At 72.2% G+C, this 24,328-nt stretch carries 26 protein-coding genes; 14 read left to right on the forward strand and 12 right to left on the reverse strand.

Translation table 11 applies throughout. From position 1 onward, the window contains the following. Window positions 1–55: 55 nt before the first annotated feature. From O3438_RS04860 to rfbB, 6 genes are read right to left on the reverse strand one after another with little or no spacing between them, the layout of a single operon-like run. Entirely contained in the window at window positions 56–1,084 is a 1,029-nt protein-coding gene (locus O3438_RS04860) for a glycosyltransferase family 2 protein (protein WP_269678780.1), read from the reverse strand. Then, on the reverse strand, window positions 1,081–2,385 hold the full coding sequence (locus O3438_RS04865) for a lipopolysaccharide biosynthesis protein (protein ID WP_269678781.1): 1,305 nt from the start codon (window positions 2,383–2,385) through the stop codon (window positions 1,081–1,083). Before O3438_RS04865 ends, O3438_RS04860 begins: the two co-directional genes overlap by 4 nt. Beyond that, complete coding sequence (locus O3438_RS04870; protein WP_269678782.1) at window positions 2,382–3,083, reverse strand: glycosyltransferase family 2 protein; 702 nt, start codon at window positions 3,081–3,083, stop codon at window positions 2,382–2,384. The genes O3438_RS04865 and O3438_RS04870 overlap by 4 nt, the downstream gene beginning before the upstream one ends. Next, complete coding sequence (locus O3438_RS04875; protein ID WP_091408675.1) at window positions 3,076–3,447, reverse strand: DUF2304 domain-containing protein; 372 nt, start codon at window positions 3,445–3,447, stop codon at window positions 3,076–3,078. The genes O3438_RS04870 and O3438_RS04875 overlap by 8 nt, the downstream gene beginning before the upstream one ends. Next, window positions 3,444–4,331 (reverse strand): dTDP-4-dehydrorhamnose reductase, encoded by an 888-nt coding sequence (gene rfbD, locus O3438_RS04880; RefSeq protein WP_269678783.1) that lies wholly within the window; start codon window positions 4,329–4,331, stop codon window positions 3,444–3,446. The genes O3438_RS04875 and rfbD overlap by 4 nt, the downstream gene beginning before the upstream one ends. Next, window positions 4,328–5,329 carry a dTDP-glucose 4,6-dehydratase gene (gene rfbB, locus O3438_RS04885; protein ID WP_269678784.1) on the reverse strand — a complete coding sequence of 334 codons (1,002 nt, stop codon included), beginning with the start codon at window positions 5,327–5,329 and terminating at the stop codon, window positions 4,328–4,330. The genes rfbD and rfbB overlap by 4 nt, the downstream gene beginning before the upstream one ends. A gap of 87 nt (window positions 5,330–5,416) precedes the next feature. On the opposite strand from rfbB, the gene rfbA reads away from it, so the two are divergent. From rfbA to O3438_RS04905, 4 genes are all read left to right on the forward strand, one after another. After that, window positions 5,417–6,307, forward strand: coding sequence for a glucose-1-phosphate thymidylyltransferase RfbA (rfbA, locus tag O3438_RS04890; protein ID WP_269678785.1), 891 nt, complete (start codon window positions 5,417–5,419; stop codon window positions 6,305–6,307). Then, window positions 6,304–6,927, forward strand: coding sequence for a dTDP-4-dehydrorhamnose 3,5-epimerase (gene rfbC, locus O3438_RS04895; protein ID WP_269678786.1), 624 nt, complete (start codon window positions 6,304–6,306; stop codon window positions 6,925–6,927). Before rfbA ends, rfbC begins: the two co-directional genes overlap by 4 nt. Window positions 6,928–6,995: 68 nt before the next feature. Then, window positions 6,996–8,354, forward strand: coding sequence for a Pup--protein ligase (gene pafA, locus O3438_RS04900; protein WP_088989658.1), 1,359 nt, complete (start codon window positions 6,996–6,998; stop codon window positions 8,352–8,354). A gap of 80 nt (window positions 8,355–8,434) precedes the next feature. After that, window positions 8,435–8,626: a hypothetical protein gene (locus tag O3438_RS04905; protein WP_269678787.1), complete on the forward strand. Its 192-nt coding sequence runs from the start codon at window positions 8,435–8,437 to the stop codon at window positions 8,624–8,626. Window positions 8,627–8,714: 88 nt separating this feature from the next. Here the strand turns inward: O3438_RS04905 and O3438_RS04910 are convergent, their stop codons facing one another. After that, window positions 8,715–9,800 (reverse strand): DUF3866 family protein, encoded by a 1,086-nt coding sequence (locus O3438_RS04910; RefSeq protein WP_269678788.1) that lies wholly within the window; start codon window positions 9,798–9,800, stop codon window positions 8,715–8,717. A gap of 60 nt (window positions 9,801–9,860) precedes the next feature. Then, window positions 9,861–10,868 carry a cation diffusion facilitator family transporter gene (locus tag O3438_RS04915; protein ID WP_269678789.1) on the reverse strand — a complete coding sequence of 336 codons (1,008 nt, stop codon included), beginning with the start codon at window positions 10,866–10,868 and terminating at the stop codon, window positions 9,861–9,863. 117 nt (window positions 10,869–10,985) lie between these two features. Between O3438_RS04915 and O3438_RS04920 the strand changes: the two genes are divergently transcribed. The 6 genes from O3438_RS04920 to O3438_RS04945 all read left to right on the forward strand — a co-directional run bounded on the left by O3438_RS04920 (window position 10,986) and on the right by O3438_RS04945 (window position 15,830). Continuing rightward, a complete protein-coding gene (locus O3438_RS04920) occupies window positions 10,986–11,984 on the forward strand; it encodes a helix-turn-helix transcriptional regulator (protein ID WP_269678790.1) in 999 nt (332 codons plus the stop codon). Further along, window positions 11,981–13,036: a helix-turn-helix transcriptional regulator gene (locus O3438_RS04925; protein ID WP_269678791.1), complete on the forward strand. Its 1,056-nt coding sequence runs from the start codon at window positions 11,981–11,983 to the stop codon at window positions 13,034–13,036. The genes O3438_RS04920 and O3438_RS04925 overlap by 4 nt, the downstream gene beginning before the upstream one ends. A gap of 10 nt (window positions 13,037–13,046) precedes the next feature. Further along, window positions 13,047–13,292 carry a hypothetical protein gene (locus O3438_RS04930; protein WP_269678792.1) on the forward strand — a complete coding sequence of 82 codons (246 nt, stop codon included), beginning with the start codon at window positions 13,047–13,049 and terminating at the stop codon, window positions 13,290–13,292. A 160-nt stretch (window positions 13,293–13,452) separates the two neighbouring features. Further along, window positions 13,453–13,767, forward strand: a complete 315-nt coding sequence (tatA, locus tag O3438_RS04935) for a Sec-independent protein translocase subunit TatA (protein ID WP_145781988.1) — start codon at window positions 13,453–13,455, stop codon at window positions 13,765–13,767. An 18-nt stretch (window positions 13,768–13,785) separates the two neighbouring features. Continuing rightward, the gene (gene tatC, locus O3438_RS04940) at window positions 13,786–14,739 is read left to right on the forward strand and encodes a twin-arginine translocase subunit TatC (RefSeq protein WP_269678793.1); all 954 of its coding nucleotides are present in this window, start codon (window positions 13,786–13,788) and stop codon (window positions 14,737–14,739) included. A 146-nt stretch (window positions 14,740–14,885) separates the two neighbouring features. Beyond that, on the forward strand, window positions 14,886–15,830 hold the full coding sequence (locus tag O3438_RS04945) for a diacylglycerol kinase (RefSeq protein ID WP_269678794.1): 945 nt from the start codon (window positions 14,886–14,888) through the stop codon (window positions 15,828–15,830). On the opposite strand, the gene O3438_RS04950 is transcribed toward O3438_RS04945, so the two are convergent. Next, a complete protein-coding gene (locus O3438_RS04950) occupies window positions 15,793–16,710 on the reverse strand; it encodes an EamA family transporter (RefSeq protein ID WP_269678795.1) in 918 nt (305 codons plus the stop codon). The genes O3438_RS04945 and O3438_RS04950 overlap by 38 nt on opposite strands. Before the next feature lie 149 nt (window positions 16,711–16,859). Here O3438_RS04950 and O3438_RS04955 point away from each other — a divergent pair, with 149 nt between their 5' ends. Next, window positions 16,860–17,168 carry a hypothetical protein gene (locus O3438_RS04955; protein WP_145781983.1) on the forward strand — a complete coding sequence of 103 codons (309 nt, stop codon included), beginning with the start codon at window positions 16,860–16,862 and terminating at the stop codon, window positions 17,166–17,168. Next, window positions 17,165–17,563: a hypothetical protein gene (locus O3438_RS04960; RefSeq protein WP_269678796.1), complete on the forward strand. Its 399-nt coding sequence runs from the start codon at window positions 17,165–17,167 to the stop codon at window positions 17,561–17,563. Before O3438_RS04955 ends, O3438_RS04960 begins: the two co-directional genes overlap by 4 nt. Window positions 17,564–17,581: 18 nt before the next feature. On the opposite strand, the gene O3438_RS04965 is transcribed toward O3438_RS04960, so the two are convergent. Next, on the reverse strand, window positions 17,582–18,349 hold the full coding sequence (locus O3438_RS04965) for an HAD family hydrolase (RefSeq protein WP_269678797.1): 768 nt from the start codon (window positions 18,347–18,349) through the stop codon (window positions 17,582–17,584). 86 nt (window positions 18,350–18,435) lie between these two features. Here O3438_RS04965 and O3438_RS04970 point away from each other — a divergent pair, with 86 nt between their 5' ends. Beyond that, window positions 18,436–21,234: a DEAD/DEAH box helicase gene (locus tag O3438_RS04970; RefSeq protein WP_269678798.1), complete on the forward strand. Its 2,799-nt coding sequence runs from the start codon at window positions 18,436–18,438 to the stop codon at window positions 21,232–21,234. Window positions 21,235–21,399: 165 nt separating this feature from the next. Next, complete coding sequence (locus tag O3438_RS04975; protein ID WP_269678799.1) at window positions 21,400–22,281, forward strand: MHYT domain-containing protein; 882 nt, start codon at window positions 21,400–21,402, stop codon at window positions 22,279–22,281. Window positions 22,282–22,299: 18 nt separating this feature from the next. Here the strand turns inward: O3438_RS04975 and O3438_RS04980 are convergent, their stop codons facing one another. Together O3438_RS04980 and O3438_RS04985 are read right to left on the reverse strand one after the other, a co-directional pair. Next, a complete protein-coding gene (locus O3438_RS04980) occupies window positions 22,300–23,142 on the reverse strand; it encodes an endonuclease/exonuclease/phosphatase family protein (protein WP_269678800.1) in 843 nt (280 codons plus the stop codon). Window positions 23,143–23,272: 130 nt separating this feature from the next. Next, window positions 23,273–24,211, reverse strand: coding sequence for an SMP-30/gluconolactonase/LRE family protein (locus tag O3438_RS04985; RefSeq protein WP_269678801.1), 939 nt, complete (start codon window positions 24,209–24,211; stop codon window positions 23,273–23,275). Window positions 24,212–24,328 lie beyond the last annotated feature (117 nt).

Genomic DNA, 24,328 nt, shown 5'->3' on the forward strand with positions numbered 1-24,328 from the left:
CCGGCGCTTTGTGTCGTCTGTCCACGTCGGCGGCGCTGTCCCTGCGCCGGTCGCGTCAGCGGCGCTGAAGCAACGGTCGGGCGAGGGCCCAGTAGCCGGCGGCGACCGCGTTGAAGACGCCCATGCCGGGGGGCGAGTCGACGTTGGAAGGGGCGACCCGGGCGGTCATCAGCTCGGCGATCACTCCGTCGGGCACGGTGCGTTCGGTCTGGAGTTGACGGCGGCGGGCACCGACCCAGGATCGGTTGCGCCACAGCCAACCCCAGCCGCGGGTCTTCTGCTTGGTCCAGCCGCCGGCCAGCGCGGCGGCGAGCATGGCGGCCTCGGTGAGCAGCAGCATCGGTGCGAGCACCACCAGCGTCCTGGTCTGGTACGCGGTGAGCAGGGTGACCAGCCGGTTGCGTTCCACCAGGTAGAGCTTCAGGTCGTTGCGGGAGAACTCGTAGTGGTGGCGCACCACGGCGTCCGGGACGTACTCCAGCCGCAGGCCGCGTTGCCAGAGCCGCAGGCTGAGTTCGGTGTCCTCGTGGTAGGCGAAGTATTCGGCGGCGAAGCCGTCGAGCTCCTGCCACCGCTGGCGGCTGATCACGAAGCAGCAGCCGCTGAGCGAGGGCACGCTGGTGCGTACGGCGTGGGCGGTGGCGGGTTCGCCGTTGCCGCCCGCCCAGGACAGCCCGGTGAAGTGCAGCGGGTTGCCGGAGGTGTTGATCAGCTCGGGTGTGTCGGCGAGCCGGATGGAGGCCATCGCGGCGCCGACGCCCGGTTCGGCGGCGACGGCTACGGTCTTGGCGAGGGCGTCCGGGGCGACGATGGCATCGGAGTTGACGAAGGCGAGCCAGTCACCGGTGGCCTCGGCGGCGCCGACCCGGCAGCCGCCGGAGTAGCCGGTGTTCTGTTCGGGGCGGACGACCCGCACCTGCGGGAAGCCCTTGACGATGTCGATGCCATCGCCGGTGCAACCGTTGTCGACGACGACCAGGTCGATGTCGATGTCGGTGCTGGCCAGGATGGCTTGAGCGGCGTCGACCAGGTACGGCTCGGCGCCGTAGGCGAGCATGACCGCGGTCACCTGTGGGCGGGTCATCGGATGCCTCCGGATACGGCGGGGGTGGCGGCGTCGGTGAAGGGTCGGGCGGGGGGTCGGCGAATGCCGCCGCGTAGCAGCACTGCCATGGTGGCGGCCACGATGACGGAGCCGATGGTGTAGGCCAGCTCGACCCGGAGGATCACCGGGGCCGGGAGCAGCGTCACGATGATCAGGGCGGCGACGCCGACGGTCCAGGCGAGGGCCTGGGCGCGGTGCCGGTCGAGGGCGAGTAGGGCCTGGCCGAGCACCATCGCCCAGAGGTAGGCGAGCGTGGCGGCGGCCAGCCAGGCGAAGTCGCCGTGGCCGAGGACGCCGGGGGCGTCGAAGAGCACGCCGACCAGCCACGGCCCGAGCAGCACGGCACCGACGGCCCCGGTGAGGCCGAGCGCGGTGACGATGCCCACCGCCCGGCGCAGCAGGCTGTAGAAGCCGGCCTGGTCGCCGGTGGTGGCGGTGGTGGCCAGGCCGGGCAGCAGTGAGGCCTGCATCGAACCGAAGACGAACAGCGGGATGCGGACCAGCACGAGAGCGGAGAGCAACGCTCCGGCGGCCGCGGTGTCGGAGGGGGCGAGCAACTGCAGGTTGATCACGCCGACGTTCACCACGACCTGGGAGAGCAGGCTGGATGCGGTGAGCAGCCCGAGGCCGCGCAGGAGGGTGGCCCAGGCGACCGGTGGGCCGCCGCCGATGGCGCGCAGCACTGGCGGCAGGGTGAGCAGGACGCTGGCCAGCGGGGCGACGACGAGCACGACGCCGTACCAGATGGGGGAGGTCACGCCGGCGAGCCCGAGTAGGGCGACCATGACGATGCGCAGCCCGCCGTCGATGCCGAGCTGGGTGCCGTACCAGGGAAAGAGCTGCAGGCCGGAGAGGACGCCGCGGGTGGTGTAGGCGACGGCCATCGCGGCGAGCGCGCCGACGAGCACGGTGACCATGGTGCCGTCGCCGTGGAAGAGATGGTCGGCGAGGAGTTGGCGGCCGGCGGTGACGGCCAGCACCAGCACGGCGAGCATCGCGGCGGCGACGGTGACGCCCCGGGCGAGCACCGGCCCGGGGGGGAGCCCTTGGCTGTGCCGGGCGGCGACGACTCGGGCGACCTCCTGCTCGATCGGCATGAAGATGCCGATGCCGAGGGTGAACACGATCGACCAGAGCACCGACAGGCGGTTGTAGTCGGCCCCGCTGAGACTGTGGCCGGCGACGGCGAGGTGGACGTAGGAGGCGAGGCCAAGAAGACCCAGCCCGGCACCAACAGCGATGGTGCCGGGCGGGATCAGGCGTAGCAGGCGACTGATCACCGGCGAATGAGCGCCAGCGTGAGGACGGCGAATGCGCGACCGAGGTAGATCATCGCCCGGGCGGGGGAGTGGCTGGGCGTACCGGCCATCCGCTTGCGCATGGCGACGGGCACCTGCTTGATGCGGTATCCGCGTCGGGCGGTGTGCACCAGGGTCTCCACCGTGTCGCCGAGGTACTCGGCCGGGTACCAGCCGGCGAACATCTCGATGACCCGCCGGTTGGCGGCCCGGAAGCCGGAGGTGGTGTCGGTGAGTTTGGTGCGGGCGACCTTGGACAGCACGGCGGAGAGCATGACCATCGCCCAGCGGCGGGGGCCGCGGACGTTGTAGTCGCCCTCGCCGGCGAACCGGGCGCCGATGACCAGGTCGTTGTCGTCGAGCAGGTCGACGAGCTTCGGGACGTACCGCGGGTCGTGCTGACCATCGGCGTCGATCTGGATGGCGACGTCGTAGTCGTTGTCGCGGGCGTAGCGGTAACCGAGGCGCATGGCGCCGCCGACGCCGAGGTTGTACGGCAGTTTGGCGACGCGGGCGCCGGCGGCCACGGCGACGGCCGCGGTGCGGTCGGTGGAGCCGTCGTCGACGACGAGGACGTCGACGCCGGGCAGCTCCCCGCGGACCTCGCCGACGACGTCGGCGATGGAGCCCGACTCGTTGAGCGCCGGGATGATGATCAAGGTGCGCTTGCCGTTAACCATCGTTGGACACCAGTTCGTCTCGGGCGGCCCGGTCCGCGTCGATCTGTGCGCGGAGCAGGGCGAAGTCTTCGGCCAGGGTGCGGGTCTCTTCTTCGAGGGCGCTGACCTCCCAGCTCAGGTGCACGCACACGAGCAGCAGGAAGACGATGCCAAGGAAGAGCACCAGGCTGACACCGGAGGCGACGCCGAGGAGCTCAGCGACGTTGTCGAGCAGCCGGGGGAACAGGGACAGCGGGATCACGACAACCAGAACGGCGAGCCAGAGCATGCCGTACTTCTCGCGTAGCTGACGGCGGCGCAGCAGCTCGACGATGGTGCCGAGGAGCAGCAGGCCGGTCAGGCCGGTGACGAGGGTGAGCTTCATGCGACCTTCCACGGGGCGGGTGGAGCGGGGGAGTGGAACGCGTCAACCAGGGCGCTGTGCCAGTCGGGAAGCGGCGGCAGACCCGCGGCCGCCCAGCGGCTGTGCCCTAGCACACTGTACGCAGGCCGGGTGGCGGGACGCGGATACCGGTCACTCGTGGTGGGTCGGATCCGGTCCGGATCCAGCCCGGCCAGCGCGAACGCGGCGCGGGCCAGCCCGTACCACGTCGTCTGCCCGGCGCAGGTGCCGTGGTAGACGCCCGGCGTCGCCTGTCCGGCCAGTGCCGCGTCGGCGAGCGCGACCAAGCGCTCGGCGAGCGTGTACGACCAGGTGGGCTGGCCGTGTTGGTCGTCGACCACGTCGAGGTGTTCGTGCTGGGTGGCGAGCCGGAGCATGGTGGCCACGAAGTTCGGGCCGTGCGCGCCGTAGAGCCAGGCGGTGCGCACGACGTACCCGGTGTCGGGCAGCAGTCGCGCGACGGCCTCCTCGCCGACCAGCTTGCCGCGTCCGTAGGCGTTGACCGGCGCGGTGGGGGCGTCCTCCGGGTAGGGGGTGTCCGCGTTGCCCGCGAGGACGTAGTCGGTGGAGACCTGGATCAGCCGAATCCCGTCGGCGGCGCACGCCGCGGCCAGGTTGGCCACGCCCCCGCCGTTGACGGCGGTCGCCGCGGCCTCGTTGGTCTCGGCGCCGTCGACGTTGGTCCAGGCCGCCGCGTTGATCACGACGTCGTGGCCGGTCACCGCGTGGCGGGCGGCGGTGGGGTCGGTGATGTCGAGGTCGGCGCGGGTGGCGGCGGTCACCTTGAGGTCGGGCCGGGCCGCCAGGACGGCGACCAGGTCCTGCCCGAGCATGCCGCCGGCACCCGTGACGAGAACGCGGCTCATGCGGTCGGGGCCGCCTTCAACGGCTCCCACCAGGCGCGGTTGTCGCGGTACCAGGCGACGGTGTCGGCGAGACCCTGGTCGAGGGTGATGCTGGGGGTGTAGCCGAGTTCCTCGTGGATCTTGGTGATGTCGAGGGAGTAGCGGCGGTCGTGGCCCTTGCGGTCGGTGACGGGGACGACGCGGTCCCAGCCGGCGCCGCAGGCGTCCAGGAGTCGGCCGGTGAGTTCCTTGTTGGTCAGTTCGGTGCCGCCGCCGATGTTGTAGACCTCGCCGGGGCGGCCTTTCTGCTGGACCAGGGCGATGCCGCGGCAGTGGTCGTGGACGTGTAGCCAGTCGCGGATGTTGCCGCCGTCGCCGTAGAGGGGGACGGTGGCGCCGTCGAGGAGGTTGCTGACGAACAGCGGGATGACCTTCTCGGGGTACTGGTACGGGCCGTAGTTGTTGGAGCAGCGGGTGACGACGACGTCCATGCCGTGGGTGCGGTGGTAGGCCAGGGCGAGCAGGTCGGAGCCGGCCTTCGACGCCGAGTACGGCGAGTTCGGGGCCAGCGGCCAGGTTTCGGTCCAGGAGCCCTCGTCGATGGAGCCGTAGACCTCGTCGGTGGAGACGTGCACGAACCGGCTGGTGTGGTGGCGCAGGGCGGCGTCGAGCAGCGTCTGGGTGCCCAGCACGTTGGTGGTGACGAACGGCGCGGCGCCGGCGATGGAGCGGTCGACGTGTGATTCGGCGGCGAAGTGCACGATCACGTCGTGGTCGGCGACGACCTCGTCGACCACGGTGGGGTCGCAGATGTCGCCCTGCACGAACCGCAGCCGCGGGTCGTCGCGGACGGGGTCGAGGTTGGCCAGGTTGCCCGAGTAGGTCAGTTTGTCGAGCACGGTCACGACCGTCGGCTCCAGTGGCGGCACGCCGTCGGCACTGCCGAGGGGCTTGCCCAGCAACAGGCGAACGTACTCCGACCCGATGAATCCGGCTCCGCCGGTGACGAGGATCCTCACGGGTCGGGGAGTCTACGCGAAGTCACGTGCTCCGGGTGGGGCCTGACCCCCCCGCGCGTTCGGCGTTTGTGCCGCTAGGCTCTCCCGGTGCGTGGAATCCTACTTGCCGGCGGCACCGGCTCCCGGCTCTGGCCGATCACCCGGGCGGTCTCGAAGCAGCTGATGCCGGTCTTCGACAAGCCGATGGTCTATTACCCGCTCTCCACCCTGGTGATGTCCGGGGTCCGGGAGATCCTGGTGATCACGACTCCGGACGACCAGGACCAGTTCCGCCGGCTGCTCGGCGACGGCAGCCAGTTCGGGCTGCGACTGGAGTACGCCGCCCAGGAGCGCCCGGAGGGCATCGCGCAGGCGTTCATCCTCGGTGCCGACTTCATCGGCACCGAATCGGTGGCGCTGGTCCTCGGCGACAACATCTTCCACGGTGTCGGCCTGGGCCGGCAGCTCGCCGCGCACGGCGACCCGGTCGGCGGGCGGGTCTTCGCCTACCAGGTGGCCAACCCGCAGGAGTACGGCGTGGTCGACTTCGACGACACCGGTCGGGTGCTCTCGATCGAGGAGAAGCCGGCCCGGCCGAAGTCCCGCTACGCGGTTCCCGGCCTGTACTTCTACGACAACCGGGTCGTGGACATCGCCCGCAAGCTGACCCCGAGCGCCCGCGGCGAGCTGGAGATCACGGCGGTCAACGAGGTGTACCGGGAGACCGGCGAGCTGTCGGTGACCGTCCTGGACCGCGGGACCGCCTGGCTGGACACCGGCACGTTCACCTCGATGATGCAGGCGGCCGAGTTCGTCCGGGTCGTCGAGGAGCGGCAGGGGCTGAAGATCGGCTGCGTCGAGGAGGTGGCCTGGCGGGCCGGCCTCATCGACGACGACCAGCTGCGGGCGCTCGCCACGCCGTTGACCAAGAGTGGCTACGGTGACTACCTGCTCGGCCTGCTGGCCGAGCCGAACGGCCAGCACGGGGGCGCGTGGTGAAGATCCGGGAGCTGAGCATCGGGGGCGCCTGGGAGATCAGTCCCCAGCAGCACGGCGACCCGCGGGGCATGTTCATGGAGTGGTACCGCTTCGACAAGCTCGCCGAGGCGGTCGGGCACCCCCTGCTGTTGGCCCAGGCCAACATGTCGGTCTCGGCGCGAGGCGTGGTGCGCGGCATCCACTTCGCCGACGTCCCGCCCGGGCAGGCGAAGTACGTCACCTGCGTGCGCGGAGCGGTCCTCGACGTGATCGTGGACCTGCGGGTCGGTTCGCCGACCTTCGGCCGTTGGGAGGGCGTCCGACTGGACGACACCGACCGCCGGGCGGTCTACCTCAGCGAGGGGCTCGGGCACGGCTTCTGCGCGTTGACCGACGACGCGACGCTGAGCTACCTCTGCTCGGCCACGTACAACCCGACCGGTGAGCACGCGGTGCACCCGCTGGACGAGGAGTTGGGCATCGAGTGGCCCGCCGACGTGCCGCTGCTGTCCGCGCGCGACGAGGCGGCGCCGACCCTCGCCCAGGCCCGCGAGCAAGGTCTGCTGCCGGAGTACGACAACTGCCAGCGGTTCGTGGCGAGCCTCGGACCGGACGGAATGTCGCACTCAACCGGTATGTGACCGCGCCCGAAGCACGACCTGTGGTGTGACAGTGACGAACCGGGCCTCCGGGCGGCTAATGTCACACCATGGAGCGGCGAATCTTCGGCCTCGAGACCGAGTACGGCGTCACCTGCACCTATCGCGGGCAGCGGCGGCTGTCCCCGGACGAGGTCGCGCGCTATCTGTTCCGGCGCGTGGTTTCCTGGGGTCGGTCGAGCAACGTCTTCCTGCGTAACGGGGCCCGTCTCTACCTGGACGTCGGGTCGCACCCGGAGTACGCGACACCGGAGTGCGACTCGGTGACCGACCTGGTCGCCCACGACCGGGCCGGCGAGCGGATCCTGGAGGGCCTGCTCGTCGACGCGGAGAAGCGACTGCACGACGAGGGCATCGCGGGTGAGATCTACCTGTTCAAGAACAACACCGACTCGGCCGGCAACTCGTACGGCTGCCACGAGAACTACCTGGTCTCCCGACACGGCGAGTTCGGCCGGCTCGCCGACGTGCTCATCCCGTTCCTGGTCACCAGGCAGTTGATCTGTGGGGCCGGCAAGGTCCTACAGACCCCGCGCGGCGCGGTCTACTGCCTGTCGCAGCGGGCCGAGCACATCTGGGAGGGTGTCTCCTCGGCGACCACCCGCAGCCGACCGATCATCAACACCCGCGACGAGCCGCATGCCGACGCCGAGCGCTACCGGCGGCTGCACGTGATCGTCGGTGACTCCAACATGAACGAGGTCACCACGCTGCTCAAGGTCGGCACCGCCGACATCGTGCTGCGGATGATCGAAGCCGGGGTGGTGATGCGCGACCTGTCCCTGGAGAACCCGATCCGGGCGATCCGGGAGGTGTCGCACGACATCACCGGCCGGCGCAAGGTGCGACTGGCCAACGGCAAGGAGGTCAGCGCCCTGGACATCCAGCAGGAATACCTGGCCAAGGCCACCGAGTTCGTCGAGCGCCGGGGTGGTGACCAGGCCGCCAAGCGGGTCGTCGAGCTGTGGGGTCGGGTGCTCAACGCGGTGGAGACCGGTGACCTCGAACCGGTCTCCCGGGAGATCGACTGGGTCAGCAAGCTGCGGCTGATCGAGCGCTACCAGCGCAAGCACGACCTGCCGTTGTCGCACCCCCGGGTGGCGCAGATGGATCTGGCGTACCACGACGTGCGTCGCGGGCGTGGCCTCTACGGGTTGTTGGAGCGCCGCGGCGAGGTCGATCGGGTGGCCACCGACCCGGAGATCTTCGAGGCGAAGGAGACCCCGCCGCAGACCACGCGGGCCCGGCTGCGCGGCGAGTTCATCCGGCACGCGCAGGAGAAGCGCCGCGACTTCACCGTCGACTGGGTGCACCTGAAGCTCAACGACCAGGCGCAACGCACGGTGCTCTGCAAGGACCCGTTCCGGGCGTACGACGAGCGGGTGGAGCGGCTGATCGCCAGCATGTGACCGGTGCGCCGGCCCCGGCGGCGGCGTGAGCCGACGGGGCCGGTCGCCCCGGCGCACCGTGCGGTTAAGCTGAGCGCGCCATGACGACTTCTGGACCTTCCGACCGCTCCGAACGCGGCGAGCGGCAGAGCTGGGTCGAACGCCGGCGGGAGAAGATCCGCGCCGAGATCGACCGTAACCGGCGCGGTGAGTACACCGTGCCGACGTGGGTGCTGGCCCTGGCCCTGGCCCTTATCGTGGGCGGCTGGCTAGCCCTGATCTTCCTGGCCTAACCGGGACGTGCGCGCCGAGTCGATCAAGAGGTTTGCGTCGAGCCGAGCCCGGTTTCCGACGCGAACCTCTTGATCAACTCGGTGTGGGTCAGGGGAGCTGGGTTACCGCGTGGCGGCCGGCGGCGGCCGCTGCCAGGAAGTACGCGTTGTCGGCGTCGAGACCGCGACCCATCGTGGACAGCGGCACGGCGCTGGACCGCAACGCGGCGTCCAGACCCGCGGTGGGCACCCGCACGATCCGGTGCCGGGTCATCAGGGGCGCCAGCGACGCGTCCACCTCGGCGGCGAGTGCCGGATCCAGGTCCTCGGGCACCACCAGGTCCGCCGGGGCGAGCGCCACCCGGCCGTACGCGGTCAGGCTGTGGTGCGACACACCCCGGTGCCGAGGTCGGGGATCGGCGTCGGAGATGCGCAACGACCCGACCGCCCGGCCGCCCAGCGTGGCGATCGCGTTGACCGCCTCACCGACCGCGACGCCGGAGAAGCCCCACCGGGTGCCGGTGCCCAGGTTGCCGGGCCCCTGGGCCACGATGGCCACGTCGGCGCCCAGCACGTGCCGGGCGGCGAGCAGACCGCCGTGCAGTGTGGTGGCTTCCAGGTCGCCGCCGAAGGACTGCCCGACCGTGATCGTGCCGGCCAGTTCCTCGCGCAGTCCGGCGAGGGTGCGGGAGAACCAAGCGGGCAGCGCCCCACCGTCGGTGAGCAGGTACGCCACCCGCGCCTGCGGGGCGTCGGCCCGGATGCCGGCCAGGATCGCCGGTAGCGCCGAGTGCAGGTCGGCGGTGACCACCGGCAGGCCGCCCAGGTCGTCCGCGTCGGCCAGCACGTCGCGGTGCGGTGACGCCTCCTCGTCCACGCCCAGCAGGATCGGTTGAAGCGGCGTGTAACGGGCCTTCACCAGGTGCCCGGCATCCCGGGTGTCGCCGACCGACGCGGGGTCTGGCGGCAGCCGGTCCGGCAGGGCCACCACCAGGGCGTACCCGCCGGTGCCCAGCCCCATCAGCAGCGCGCCGGCGTTGAGCAGCACCCGGTCGCCGGGCTCGGGCGTGCCGACCAGCTCGGGGTAGGCCAGCGCCCGCATGCGTGTGCCGTCGGGCAGGTCGACGTCGAGTTCCACCGCCCCGGTCCACTGCCGTCGCAGCGTCGCCACCGTCCCCGTACGCCATCGCACCATGACGGGCACGCTAGCCGCGCGGGCCCGACGGCCCGCGTCCGGGTGCGCTGGTGGCGCGGATCAGGTCGGTTCGGGGTCGCCGCCGGCGTCCGGGCTCGGCGTGGCCTGGGTGTGCCGGGCGGTGCCGGAGGCCCCCGGCAGCGAACGGGTGGGATCGAGGAAGACGAAGCGGATCTCCCGGTACCGGCCGGTGAGCCGCCGCTCGGCCTCGTCGGCGGTGGCCTCGATCTCCGCGCCGGTCGCCTCGTCGCGGAAGTCGACCTTCGCGGCGACCAGGATGTCGTCCGGGCCGAGCTGCATGGTCAGCAGGGTGTCGATGCGCTCGACCTCGGGAAGCCCGGCCAGTTCCTGCTCGATCTCCTGGCGCAGTCGCTCCGGAACCGCCCGGCCGACCAGCAGCGACAGGTTGTTGGCGGCGAGGATCCCGGCGACCGCCAGCAGCAGCAGCCCGATCAGGATCGACGCGATGCCGTCCCACACCTCGTCGCCGGTGGCGTGCGACAGGCCGACGCCGAGCCCGGCCAGCAGCAGACCGATCAGGGCCGCGCTGTCCTCCAGGAAGACGGCCTTGACGGTGGTGTCGGCGGTCAGTCGCAGGAACCGTCGGGGCGTGGTCTGCCAGCGTCGGGACTCACGGCGAACCTGGCGCACGGCACGGGTCAGGGAGATCGACTCGATGACGAACGACACCCCGAGCACGATGTACGAGATGAGGTAGTCGCCGCTGTGTTCGTGCACCAGGATCGTGGTGACGCCGTGGGTGACGGCGAAACCGGCGCCGGCGACGAAGGTGAACATCGCCGCGAAGAACGCCCAGACGTAGCTCTCCTTGCCGTACCCGAAGGGGTGCCGCTGGTCCGCCGGCCGGGAGCCGCGGCGCAGCGCCTGGTAGAGCAGCACCTCGGTGGTGGTGTCGGCGACCGAGTGCGCGGCCTCGGAGAGCATCGCGGCCGAGCCGGAGATCACCCCGGCGATCAGCTTGGCGATCGCGATGGCGAGGTTGGCGGCGCCCGCGACGATCACCGTGCCGACGCTCTCGCTCTCGGGCCGTGCCTCCGCCTGCGACATGAGGCTCACCCTATGACCGGAGACGGCGACGCGCCGGGGGAGCGCCGATCCGAACAAGTGTGCGGCACGCCCGCGCGGGTGCACGTCGTTGGCGCGTCGGCTGCTAGCGTCTACCGCGTGTCGCGGACCCGCACCGAACGCCTGGTCAACCTGGTGATCTGCCTCCTGTCCACGCGACGGTTCCTGACCGCCGCGCAGATCGCCGCGACCGTGCCCGGTTACGAGCATGATCCGGACGACGCGCGCGACCACGAAGCGTTCCAGCGCAAGTTCGAACGGGACAAGGCCGAGCTGCGCGAACTGGGTGTGCCGCTGGAGACCGGCACGGCGAGCGCCTTCGACGCCGAGCCCGGTTACCGGATCGCCCACCGCGAGTACGCGCTGCCCGACATCCTCCTGGAGCCCGACGAGGCTGCCGCCGTGGGCATCGCCGCACGGCTGTGGCAGCACGCCGGGTTGGCCGCCGCGGCGTCGTCCGGGCTGGCCAAGCTGCGCGCCGCCGGGGTGGACGTGGACCCGCAGGCCACCCTCGGCCTGGAGCCGATGGTGACCGTCGACCCGGCGTTCGCGCCGTTGACCGCCGCCGCACGGGATCGCCGCGAGGTCGGGTTCGACTACCGGGTGCCCGACCGGGACGCGCCGACCCGTCGGCGGTTGCAACCGTGGGGCGTGGTCTGCTGGCGCGGCCGGTGGTACGTGGTCGGCCACGACCAGGACCGGGAGGCGACCCGCTGCTTCCGGCTGTCCCGGGTCGTCGGCGCGGTCCGGGTGACCGGCGCGCCCGGCGCGTACGAGCCGCCGGCCAACGTCGACCTGATCAGCCACGTGGCCCGTTGGTCGGGTCCGGTGGAGCGCACCGGCCGGGCCACCGTCCTGGCCGCGTCCGGTCGGGCCGCCGGGCTGCGCCGCTGGGCGGTGGAGGTGACCACCGGCCCGGACGGCGACCGGTTGGTCTTGCCGTACGCGGATCCGGACGGGCTGGCCGGCCACCTCGTCGGTTACGGCCCGGACGTGCGGGTGCTCGACCCGCCGGAGGTCCGCGAGGCCGTCATCCAACGACTCAAGGAGATCGCCGTCCGACACGACGAGCTGGCCGTGAGCGGAGGTGCCCGATGACCCGCCCGACCGCCCGGGGCGGCTCCCGCGCCTCGGCGGACCGGTTGGCCCGACTGCTCAACCTGGTGCCCTACCTGCTGGCCCGGCCGGGCATCGAGATCGCCGAGGCGGCGGGCGACCTCGGTGTGACCGAGCGGCAGCTCCGGGAGGACCTGGAGCTGCTCTGGGTGTGTGGGTTGCCCGGCTACGGCCCCGGTGACCTCATCGACATGGCGTTCGACGGTGACCGGGTGACGATCACCTACGACGCCGGCATCGACCGGCCGCTGCGGCTCACCCCGGACGAGGCCCTCGCGTTGGTGGTGGCGTTGCGGATGCTCGCCGAGACGCCCGGCGTCGCCAATCGGGAGGCCGTCGAACGGGCCCTGGCGAAGATCGAGGACGCGGGGGACCTGGTGGGCGCGCCGGTGGCGGTCCGGCTGCCCGGGGACACCCGGCGGGTCGAGGCGCTTCGTGCCGCCGTGGAGGGCGGGAAGGCGCTGCGGATCACCTACTACACCGCCGCCCGGGACGAGACCACCGACCGCGTCATCGACCCGCTGCGGGTGCTGATGGTCGGTGGTCGGGCGTACGTGGAGGCGTGGTGTCGGCGCGCGGAGGCGGTCCGGCTGTTCCGCGCCGACCGGATCGACGCCATCACCGAGCTGGACGAGCCGGCCACGGTGCCGCCGCAGGCCGTGCCGCACGATCTCACCGAAGGGGTGTTCCGCCCGTCGCCCGACCTGCCGCTGATCACGCTGCGCATCGGTCGCGGCGAGCGGTGGATCACCGAATATTATCCGTGCGAGCGGGTGGAGGCCGGCGACGGCGACCAGTGGCTGGTCTCCCTGCGGGTCACCGACCTGCTGTGGGCTCGCCGGTTCGTGCTGGGTCTCGGCCCGGAGGTCACCGTGGTCGCCCCGGTCGAGCTGGCCGAACAGGTCCGGGCGACGGCCGCCGCGGCCCTGGACGCGTACGCCGTTCCCGCGCCCGCCACGGCGCCCCGGCGACCAGAGGTCGACCGGGACGACGCGCCGTCGGGTGACCGGGCGGTGGCCGGGCACACCCAGTAGGCTGACCGCCGTGCTGATCTGGATCGTGCTCGCGCTGGTGCTGCTCCCTCTCGTGGCGCTCGCGCTGGCCGTGCGCCCGGTGCTGGGCCGGTTGCCCCAGCTGCGTCGTGCGGCTGTGGCGTTGCAGCGGCGGGCCGCCGAGGCCGAGGCGCTGCGCGACACCGCCGAGACGCTGCAGCAGCGGGCCGAGGGAGTCCAGCGTCAGCTCGACACCGCGTCCCGACGGCTCGCGGTGATCAAGGCCAAGCGCGGCTGACCGACCCCTCGTCCGGCGGCTGTTGACGGATCATCCCGGGTTGGTCAAGACTTCACCCTCCCGGCCAAACCACCACCACCCGGCGGGTGGCGGGCAGCCGATCCGCACGTACGATGGGCTGCGTACCACCCCCTCGGACACAGACCGACTGGAGCTTCTCATGGGTGCCCTCAAGCCGTGGCACATCGCTGTTCTCGTGGTTGTGCTGATCCTGCTCTTCGGTGCGAAGCGGCTCCCCGACGCGGCCCGTTCGCTGGGTCGGTCGCTGCGGATCATCAAGGCCGAGACCAAGAGCCTGCAGGACGACGACCGCGACCTCGCCGAGAAGGCCGACGCGCAGGCCGGCTACCAGCCGCTGCCGCCGCACGCCGGGCAGCAGGCGCCGTACGCCGGGCAGCCGCAGCAGCCGCCGTACCAGCAGGCGCCGCCGCAGCAGCCGGTCGCCGACCCGGTGCACCGCGTCCGCGACAACTGACCGAAGGGCACCACTGTCGTGGCCTTCGCCCTGCGCAAGCGCGGCCCGAGCACGTTCGAGCGGGCCGCCGACGGCTCGATGACGCTCATCGAGCATGTCCGCGAGCTGCGCAACCGTCTGTTCCGTGCGTCGCTGGCGATCATGATCGGCTTCGGCTTCGGCATCTGGCTGGCCGAGCGGGTCCGGTTGCTGCTGTCGAAGCCGTACTGCGACCTGCCGGGGTCGGTCGACCCGGAAACCGGCAAGTGCCTGTTCGTTCAGCTCGGTCCTGCGGACCTGTTCCTGCTGAACCTGAAGATCGGCCTGTGGGTGGGCCTGATCATCGCGGCGCCGGTCTGGCTCTACCAGCTCTGGGCGTTCATCGCGCCTGGTCTGCACCGGCACGAGCGGCGGTACGCGTACGCCTTCACGGCCCTGGCGGCGCCGCTCTTCGCCGCCGGTGCGGTGCTGGCGTTCTTCGTCACCGCCAAGGGCCTCGAGTTCCTGATGAACGTGTCCGGCGATGACATCTCCACCACGCTGGAAGTCACCAGGTACATCTCCTTCGTCACCAACCTGATCCTGTTGTTCGGTGTGGCGTTCGAGTTCCCGCTGATCGTGCTGATGCTCAACTTCGTCGGCATCGCCAGCGCGAAGCGACTGCTCAGCTGGTGGCGGGTGGCCATCTTCGTGTTCTTCGCCTTCTCCGCCGTGGTCACCCCCACCCCGGACCCGTTCGGGATGACCGCGTTGGCGATCTGCCTGTCCGCGCTCTACTTCGGTGCGGTCGGGGTCGCGTTCATCAACGACAGGCGGAAGGGTCGGGGCAAGGAGATCTACGCCGGCATCGACGACGACGAGGTGTCGCCGTTGGAGTTCGACGCGGACCCGGTCGTGGCCGGGCAGCGGGTCGACGCGGCGGAGCCGATCGGCGTTCCCGAGCCGATCGTCAAGCCGGCACCGATCGAGCGTCGCTACGACGACATGACCTGACGGCCGCGCGCCGACCGGTCAGCCGACGCCGTCCCCGTCTTTCGGGGGCGGCGTCGCCGCGTCACGCCGAGCGTGCGCGGGAGGACTGGTGGTGACGGCGCCCGCCCCTGGTGAACGGCGGGTGTCCGACCGGTACGGTGCTGCCCGTGACCGCAGACGATCACCTGCCGGGCCCGGTCGACCGCGCCCCGCTCCCCGGTGGCCCGGTGGCCGTACTCACGAACCCGACCGCCGGCCGGGGCCGCTACCGGGCCCTGCTGCCCCGGCTGCTGGACGGCCTGGCCGCTGCCGGTCGGCCGGTCCGGTTGGTGCCGGCGTCCGGGCCGGGCGAGGCGGAGGCGGCGTGCCGAGCGGCGGTCGCGGACGGCGCGGGAGCGCTGGTGGCGATCGGTGGGGACGGCACCGTGCACCAGGCCCTGCAGGCGGTCGCCGGCACCGACGTGCCCTTCGGGCCGATCCCCGCCGGCACCGGCAACGACTTCGCGCTGGACACCGGTTTCCCGGCCGATCCGGTCGCGGCGGCGGACGTGATCGCGTCAGCGCTGCGCGACGGCCGCCGCCACACCGTCGACCTGGCCCGGATGACCGGGGTGGACGGCACCGAGCGCTGGTACGGGGCGGTTCTCGCCGCCGGCTTCGACGCGATCGTCAACGAGCGCGCCAACCGGATGCGCTGGCCACGCGGCCCGCGCCGGTACGACCTGGCGATCGTCGTCGAGCTGGCCCGGCTGCGCCCGCGCCGCTACACGATGCGCCTCGACGGGGTGCCGCACGAGATGGACGCGGTGCTGGTGGCGGTGGGGAACTGCCCCACGTACGGCGGCGGGATGCGGATCTGCCCCGACGCGGACCCGACCGACGGGTTGCTCGACGTGGTGGTGGCGGGTCCTGTCGACCGACGGACCCTGATCCGGGTCAAGCCGCGCATCTACCAGGGCACCCACGTCAGCCACCCGCTCGTGCACAGCTACCGCGCCCGCACCGTGGAGTTGGCCGCCGAGGGCATCACCACGTACGCCGACGGGGAACGGTCCCTGGGTCTGCCGGTGACGATCAGCGCCGTCCCGGGCGCCGTGCGGCTGCTGCGTTGACCCGTACCGCTCCGATGCTGGCGGCGATGACCAGCGCGATGGCGACGCACTCCAGCACTGTCAGCTCCTGCCGCAGCACCAGCCAGCCGGCGAGGGTGGCGACGGCCGGGCCGAGGCTCATCAGCACCGCGAAGGTGGCGGTGGGCATCCGCCGTAGCGCCAGCAGTTCCAGGGTGTAGGGCAGCCCGGAGGCGAGCACCGCGAGGGCGGCACCGAGCGCCAGCACCGGCGGGTCGAGCAGCGCCGCGCCGCCGTCGACGATGCCCAGTGGCAGCGTGATCAGCGCGGCGAGGGTCAGCGACAGGGCCAGCCCGTCCGCGCCCGGGAAGCGGCCGCCGACCCGGGCGCTGAGCACGATGTACGCGGCCCACATGGCGCCGGCGCCGAACGCGAAGGCCACCCCGGCCGGGTTGAGCCGGTCGAAGCCACCCTGCCCGAGCAGCGCCACCCCGGCCAGGGCCAGGCCCGCCCACGCCCAACTGGCGAGTCGTCGGGCGCTGAACACCGACAGTGCGAGGGGGCCGAGGACCTCCAGCGTCACCGCCGGGCCCAGCGGGATGCGTTCGATGGCCTGGTAGAAGAGCGAGTTCATACCGGCCAGCGCCAGCCCGAACGCGCCCACCGCCAGCCAGGCCGACCGGTCGTGTCCGCGCAGTCGGGGTCGGCACACCACGAGCAGCAGCACCGCCGAGATCGTCAGCCGCAAGGTGACCGCGCCGGCCACGCCGGTACGCGGGAAGAGCAATGCCGCCACGGCGGAGCCGAACTGCACCGACAGCGCCCCGCCGAGCACCAGCCCCACGGCGACGACGCCACCGCGTCGGGCTGGTGGCGTGTCGGTCGGCGGTGGCGCGGGCAGCAGGATCTCGGTCACGGGCACGACGGTAGGCGTTCGGCTCCGGCTACCTCGCGGCGGTGTCCACCTGCTCGAACGCGACCTCTGTCGTTCGGCTCGTGGAGAGGGACGTTCGTCGCCGCCACGGCCGTACCTGGTCGCCAACGTGGTGCTACCGGCGTACGGTCCCTGGTATGACTAGCGCGATGCGGAAGTTGTCGATCTCCGTGCCACCTGACGTGGCCGAGCGCCTGGAGCGGGAGTCCAACGCCAGCGCCTACATCACCCAGGCCGTCCGTGACCGGATGCGGCTGGACGCCCTGGACGCGGAGCTGGCCCACCAGGGCATCCCGATCACCGAGCAGGGCGTGGCCGAGGCGCGCGCCCGCCGGGCCGCCGTGGAGGCCGACTGGTCGCCGGAGCGCCGCAGCGCCCTTCGCGAGCGGGTCCGCCAACACGCGCTGGACGCCGCCGCCGGGACGCTCGAACAACCGGCCGCGTGAGCCCCGAGGACGACCGCCCGGTGCGGCTCGTGCTGGACCGGTCGGCGCTGCTGGCGTACCTGGCGGGGTCGGTGCACGTCGGGGAGCCGCTGCACGAGGTCATCCAGGACCGCAACAGGTTCGGCGTCACCGCCGTGACCGCCGCGGAGGCCCTGGCGATCGTCAGCGACCCGAAGGAACGAGCGACCCTGCACCGGCTGCTGGACCTGGACGCCTGTGCGGTGCTCTCGACAGAGGGGCACTCCTGGCACGAACTCAGCTTCTGGCGCACGGTGACGGGCCGCGCCGATCTGGCCACCACGGCGCTGGCCGTCCTCGAACACGACGCCTCGATCCTCACCGGGGAAGACCGGTACGGCGACGGCGAGCTACCGGTGATCCACATTCCCGGCTGACGGCACGGAAACCGTGGGTCAGGCGGGCAGGGCGAGGTCGAGCACCGCGCCCAGCCCGTTCTCGCGACCCGGCTCGGCGGCCGGTAGCACCAGCACCGAACAGCCGGCGGCCACCGCTCCCGCGTCCGCGGGCGTGTCGCCGACCATCAGCGTCTGCTCCGGGTCGACGCCGAGCATTCCGCAGGCACGCCAGAAGATCGCCGGGTCGGGCTTGCAGCGCCCCACCTCGTAGGAGAGCACGAAGGCGCCGACCAGGTCGGTCAACCCCCACGTGTCGAAGTGCGGCCGCAGGTCGAAGCCGATGTTGCTGACCACGGCGACCGGCACCCCGGCGTCGCGCAACGCGGTCAGCGTGGGTGCGGTGTCCGCGTACGGCAGCCAGCCGTCGGCGGTCAGCAGCCGCTCGTAGAGCGCGTCGGCGAAGCCTTCGATGCCGGCGTCGACGGTCTCGGCCAGCCCGGTGTACGCGCCCCGGTGGGCGTGTTGGTAGAGGTCCCGGTCGGCCCACAACTCGGCCAGCCGGGGTGGGACCCGCGCCGGCAGCGGCCCGCCGGCACGCCCGGCCGTCAGCAGCCGGTCGGCCAGCGAGGTGGCGCGGACCTGGTCCAGGGTGACCCCGCACGCGCTGGCGGCCTCCAGGACCCACCGCCGGGGTTCCTCCACCTGGGCCAGGGTGCCGTGGAAGTCGAAGAGCACCGCCTTCACGGGCCGTCGGGACGCCCGGGGGGCGGCGGCCTCGGCGGTGCCCGGGGGACGAGTCTGGGGCGGTTCGGCATGGTCCGGCACGCCGTGCACCCTACCGACCGCCCCCGACGGCACCTCCGGACGGCCTTGTGGGGTGTCGTGTCCCGGCACGCACTAATCTTGGTCCCATGTCGAGTCCCGCCGAGCGGTACGCGGAGGCCCGTCGCCGGGCCGCGCAGGCCTCACAGTTTCCAGCGCTGGACGAGTTCGCCCTCGACCTGGGGTTCGACCTCGACGACTTCCAGCGGGAGGCGTGCCAGTCGCTGGAGCGGGGCAGCGGAGTGCTGGTCTGCGCCCCCACCGGCGCCGGAAAGACCGTCGTCGGTGAGTTCGCCGTCCACCTGGCGTTGCGCGGCCGGCCCGGCGATCCGGCGGACGCGGACGCGGCGACCCCGGCGGCCCGGCGCAAGTGCTTCTACACCACGCCGATCAAGGCGCTGTCCAATCAGAAGTACCACGACCTGGTCGCCCGGTACGGCGCCGAGCAGGTCGGTCTGCTCACCGGGGACAACGCGATCAACGGTGACGCGCCGGTGGTGGTGATGACCACCGAGGTGCTGCGCAACATGCTCTACGCGGGCTCCAGCACCCTCAAGGGCCTCGCGTACGTGGTGATGGACGAGGTGCACTACCTGGCCGACCGGTTCCGTGGTGGGGTGTGGGAAGAGGTGATCATCCACCTGCCCGCCTCGGTCACCCTGGTCTCGCTGTCGGCGACCGTCTCCAACGCCGAGGAGTTCGCCGACTGGCTGGTCACCGTACGCGGCGAGACGGCGGTGGTGGTCAGCGAACACCGGCCGGTGCCGTTGTGGCAGCACATGCTGGTCGGCAAGCGGATGTTCGACCTGTTCCACGACGCCGACGCCGCCCGCAAGCACGACGTGCACCCGGAGCTGCTGCGCTACACCCGGGAGACCGCGCGGCGGCTGGAGCTGGGCGAGGGCCGCAGCGCGGGACCGGGCGCCGGCCGTCGTGGCCCGCGCTGGCGGGGCCCGTTGCGCCCGGACATCGTCGACCGGCTGGACCGGGAGGGTCTGCTGCCGGCGATCCTGTTCATCTTCAGCCGGGCCGGTTGCGCCGCCGCGGTGCAGCAGTGCCTCGCCGCCGGGCTGCGGTTGACGTCGCCGGAGGAGCGGGCCGAGATCCGCCGGGTCGTCGAGTCCCGGGTCACCGCCATCCCGGGCGAGGACCTGACCGTCCTGGGCTACTGGGAGTGGCTCGACGGCCTGGAGCGTGGGCTGGCCGCCCACCACGCCGGCATGCTGCCGGTGTTCAAGGAGATCGTCGAGGAGTTGTTCGTCCGGGGCCTGGTCAAGGCGGTCTTCGCCACGGAGACCTTGGCGCTGGGCATCAACATGCCGGCTCGCTGCGTGGTGCTGGAACGCCTCGTGAAGTACAACGGCGAGGCGCACGTCGACCTGACGCCGGGGGAGTACACCCAGCTCACCGGCCGCGCCGGCCGTCGCGGCATCGACGTGGAGGGGCACGCCGTCGTGGTGTGGTCCCCGGAGACCGACCCCCGGCACGTGGCGGGGCTCGCGTCGACCCGCACCTACCCGCTGCGGTCCAGCTTCCGACCCTCGTACAACATGGCGGTGAACCTGGTCGGCACCGTCGGCGCGGAGCCGGCCCGGGCCCTGCTGGAGTCCTCGTTCGCCCAGTTCCAGGCGGACCGGTCGGTGGTCGGCCTGGCGCGGCAGGTGCAGCGCAACACCGAGACGATCGAGGCGTACGGCGCGGAGGCCGCCTGCCACCACGGCGACTTCGACGAGTACTTCGCGTTGCGGGTGGCGATCGCCGACCGGGAGAAGGCCATCGCCCGGCAGGGGCAGACCCAGCGCAAGGCCGCCGCGGTGGCGTCGTTGGAGCGGCTGCGCGTCGGCGACGTGATCCGGGTGCCGTCGGGCCGGCGCGCCGGGTTGGCCGTCGTGCTGGACCCGGCGACCGGCGGGTTCGGTGAGCCCCGGCCGCTGGTGCTCACCCAGGACCGCTGGGCGGGGCGGGTCAGCCCCGGCGACTTCACCACCCCCGCCGAGGTCCTGGCGCGAATCCGGGTGCCCAAGCACTTCAACCACCGTTCGCCGGCCGCCCGACGGGATCTCGCCGCCGAGGTGAGCGGCACCGGCCTGGACCGGCACAGCGGCCGACGGGGTGGCCGTTCCCGCCAGGTGACCGGCGAGGACCACCGGCTGACCCAGCTCCGCACCGAGTTGCGGCACCACCCCTGCCACGCCTGCCCGGAACGGGAGGAGCACGCCCGTTGGGCGGAGCGGCGTCGCCGGCTGGAGCGCGACACCGAGGAGTTGCGCGAGCGGGTGTCCGGGCGGACGGGTTCGCTCGCCCGGACCTTCGACCGGATCGTGGCGCTGTTGACCGACCGTGGTTACCTGGCCCGCGACGGTGCGGTCACCGACGCCGGGCGGATGCTCGGCCGGATCTGGACCGAGGCCGACCTGCTGGTCGCCGAGTGTCTGCGGCGGGGCGTGTGGAACGGTCTGTCGCCGGCCGAGTTGGCCGCTGCGGTGTCGGTGGTGGTCTTCGAGGCACGCCGCGACGTCGACGAGCGGGCGTCGCTGCCCCGTGGGCCGGTGGCCGACGCGGTGGACGAGACGCTGAAGCTGTGGGGGGAGATCGAGGCCGACGAGGCGACGCGGGGGTTGGCCGCGACCCGGGAGCCGGATCTGGGCTTCGCCTGGCCCGTCTACCGGTGGGCCCGGGGCGAGGTGCTGGCCAAGGTGCTCGGCAGCGGCCACGAGATCGACGGTGAGATGCCCGCCGGTGACTTCGTCAGGTGGGCGCGGCAGGTGGTCGACCTTCTTGGTCAACTTGCCGACTCCGGCGGTGCGTCGCCGGAGTTGCGCTCCACCGCGCGGCAGGCTATAGCGGCCATCAACAGGGGCGTCCTGGCGTACCACACCTCGGCCTGACCGTCACGATCAGTTACCGGCGGCGTCCAACCGACGCATCGGACGGTTACTGTCGCGCCACCCCCCGAATACGGCCGAGGGTGCTATTGCGCCTGATCACGGCACCCCTGATCATTGCCCGAGCGCTTTGTTGACGCGCTGGTAACGAATGGGGAGAAGGCCGCGGTGGGGGACATCAATCACTTTGAGTACGGGTGGATCACACCCGCGTTGAGCTACGCGCTGTCCGTGCTCGGTTCCGTCCTCGGTCTGGTCTGCGCCGGGCGCATCCGTACGGCACGGACGAGCGGCCAGCGGGCGTGGTGGGGTCTGCTGTCGGCGTGGGCGCTGGGCGGCACCGCCATCTGGGCGATGCACTTCATGGCGATGCTCGGGTTCGCCGTGGACAACACCCGGATCCGCTACGACGTGCCGCTGACCGTGGCCAGCACGGTCATCGCGGTGGTGGCTGTCGGTATCGGTCTGGCCATCGTCGGCACCGGCCGGTTGAACGCCGTGCGGCTGATCGCCGGTGGCGTCTTCACCGGGGCGGGCGTGGCGGCCATGCACTACACCGGCATGGCGGCGATGCGGCTCAACGGCACTCTCGGGTACGACACCCTCCGGGTCGCGCTCTCCGTGGCCATCGCCGTCGTGGCGGCCACCGTCGCGCTGTGGCTCGCGATGACGGTTCGCAAGGGCGCGGCGGTCTTCGCCTCGGCATTGGTGATGGGCATCGCCGTGAACGGGATGCACTTCACCGGGATGAGCGCCCTGTCGGTGCACCGCCACGAAGGTGCGAACCGCGAGGTGACCGGGGCCGGTGTGAGCACCCTGCTGGTGCCGATCATGCTGGCGGTGATCTTCGGGGTGGTCGGGCTGCTCTACGCGCTGCTCGCGGCCCCGACCGACGACGACCGGGCCGCCTCGGCGTATCTGGCCGGACGGCGGGTCGCGGAGCCGGCGGCCCCGACGCCCGCCCCGGACCCGGTCGGGCTGCGCGCCCGCTCCACCCTCGGTCAGCCGGGCAACCCGTTCCCGTCCCGCCGGGACACGCCGCCCCGCTGACGCCGACGTCGGCGGATCTCAGGTCGGCGGTCGGTCGTCGATGACGAGGGTGGCCAGCAGACCGGGGTGATCGGTCGCTTCGCGCATGGGCACCGACCTGCGACAACAGATGGTCACGCCAGCCGTCGCCACGATGTGTTGGAGCGCGCCGTCGTCCACCCGCTGGTGCTCGGGCGGGGTGCAGGACCGCACGTCGGGGTCACCGCCGGCTCGGAGGTTGAGGTCGCCGGCGAGCACGGATCCGCTGTTCCCACGGATGGTGGGCAGGACCGTGTCGAGCAGATGCCCACACTGGGCGAGCGCCACCCGGTAGCTGGTGTTGGCCAGGTGTGTGGTGCAGGCGAGCAGCCTGCGGTCGACGTCCACGCAGAGCCAGGCGCGTTCCTCGGGGTCGGCGAGGTCCTGCGTCGGGTGGATCCCGCGGTGCACGCCGCCCGGGGTGTCCGGTGTCCTGACGCGGGCCAGCAGCCCGACGCCGTACGGCTGACCGTTGCGGCACCGGGTGTCGGCCCCGCTGGGCCGGTCCCCGGCGGGTTGGAACGCGGACACCACGCTCCGACCGGGGTGGACGGCCTCGAACACGCGCCGCAGGGCGGGGACGTCACCCTGACAGATCTCGTTCAGGGTGACCAGGTCGGGTGCCTCGGTGTCGATCACCTCGGCGGCGACGGCCATCGACCGACCGGTGTAGCAGCCGGCCCGACCGCTGTTGCAGAGGTTCAGTTGGAGCATCCGCAGGACGGTGGGTCGCGCGGTGTCCGTGGTGGTTGTCTCCGGCGGCCGGCCGGGCAGCCCGGCGGCGACGAGCAGCAGGCAGACGGCCGCGGCACGACGCGTGAATCGGGATGGACGATCGGCCACGCGCACTCCGGGTGGGGCAGGCGACGGTCGTCGCCACGGTGGCAGTGATCGTACTCGTGGCGGAACGATGGCTGACCCGGGCGCGGACACCCCGGGGGCACGCGCGCCGCGCGTACCCCCGGAGGTCTGGTCAGCGTGTGCGGACCGCGACGACGGTGTACGGGGTGGTCGGGGTCGGTGGTGTGGTGAAGCGGCCGTTGGGCAGGTAGAGCCGGCCCAACGCCGCGGCGACGGTGGTGGGCACGTCGAAGTTCGGGTCGGTGATGACGGCGCTGAGCGTGCCGGCGGTGCCGGAGTGGTTGAGCGTGACGACCGCGATCTGGTTGAGGCTGTTCTGGACGACGTAGAGGGTGCGGCCGAGCAGCAGCAGACCGTCGCCGTTGGTGAAGGTGTGGCCCGGCACGTTCACTGTGGTGCTCACGCCGGTCAGCGGGTCGACCCGGTACAGCGTGCCGGTGTTCGACTGGACGACGATCAGGGCCCGACCGTCCGGTGTGGTGGTGATGCCGTTGAGGTTCACGCCGGTGCCGACCTGCTCGTACGCACCGGTCAGCGGGATGGTGGTGAAACCGTCGGCGGGGGGCAGCGCGCCGCCGCGACCGAGCGGCAGCCGGTAGAGCACCGGGCGGTTGGAGTCGGTGAAGTAGGCGGCGTCGCGGCTCAGGATCACGTCGTTGACGAACGTGGGCGTGGTGGCGAACTGGTAGCTGGCCAGCACGTCGCCGGTGCGGGTGTCGAGCACGCGGGCGTCGCCGGCCGTGCCGCCGGCGACGAGCAGCCGGCCGCGTGTGTCGATCTTCAGGCCCAGCGACGGGGTGCCGGTGGCCGCGCCGATCGGGGTGCTCCGGCCGGTGACCAGGTCGACGCGCTGGATGGCGCCGGTCGCACGGGAGCCGAAGTAGGCGTACCGGCCGGCGGTGGCGATGCCCTCTGGCGCGAAGCCGTCGGGCAGGGCGAGGACGGTGGGCGGTCGGCCGCCGGGGTGCGCCTGCGCGGGGGTGACGGCGACGGAGGTCAGCAGGGCCACGACGAGCGCGCCGCCGAGCGTGGTGCGGAGGGGGCGGTTCACTGTGCTCCTTCCGGGCGGAGAGGCGGCGGCAGCCGACACGTCCGCCACGTTCACTGGGGCCAGGACCTGTCCCACTGTACGACCGTCATCGATCTCCTGCCCGGCGTCACCGGCGCG

Source organism: Micromonospora sp. WMMC250, from assembly GCF_027460215.1.
Taxonomy (GTDB): domain Bacteria; phylum Actinomycetota; class Actinomycetes; order Mycobacteriales; family Micromonosporaceae; genus Micromonospora; species Micromonospora taraxaci.